Annotated in this window: 1 protein-coding gene; it reads right to left on the bottom strand. The window is 65.8% G+C overall.

Annotated elements, in window-relative coordinates:
* A partial coding sequence (locus ACYVDE_RS25955; RefSeq protein ID WP_460504377.1) for a hypothetical protein occupies positions 1–527 on the bottom strand: 527 nt, incomplete at both ends.

Below are 527 nucleotides of genomic sequence, written 5' to 3'. Positions count from 1 at the left end.
GCTCGCGCCGCGGCCCGGGTGCGGCCGTTTCTGGCGTTGCAGGGGCCGGTTGCGGCTCGGCCTGCGGCCCTGTGTTGCCAGTAAGTGTTGCCAGTGTGGCCGCTTCCGGACCCGGGGTCGTTGCCACCACTACTTTTTCCCCCGCGCTAGTTTCCAGTTTCCGTGTCTCAGGTGTTTCAAATGCTACACTAAGCGGAAATTTTGTTGCTTCACCCTGGAGAATCGCGGCGATGGACAGCGCGTTTTCGGCGTTTTCCACCGTGTTTTCGGGGGTTTGCCACAGGTAGCGGGGGTTTATCCACAGCTCGAAGTCGGCGCGGGTGCCGTGCCAGGCCTTGGCCGTGATGGCGCCCATCTTCAGCAACAGGTCCAAGTGGGTGCGCACCGAGCGCGCGGAGAGCGAGCAGCGCGCGGCCAGCATCTTGCAGTTGACCGAGATGCTGGGCACCGGTGGCTGCCCGTCGCGCCCGGCCGGGCCCAATTCCAGGCCCTCGCGGTTCTGGCGCTCGAGGGCGCGGATGCCGAGC

It is taken from the genome of Hymenobacter agri, assembly GCF_054778495.1.
This window is presented reverse-complemented; position numbering and strand designations above follow the sequence as displayed.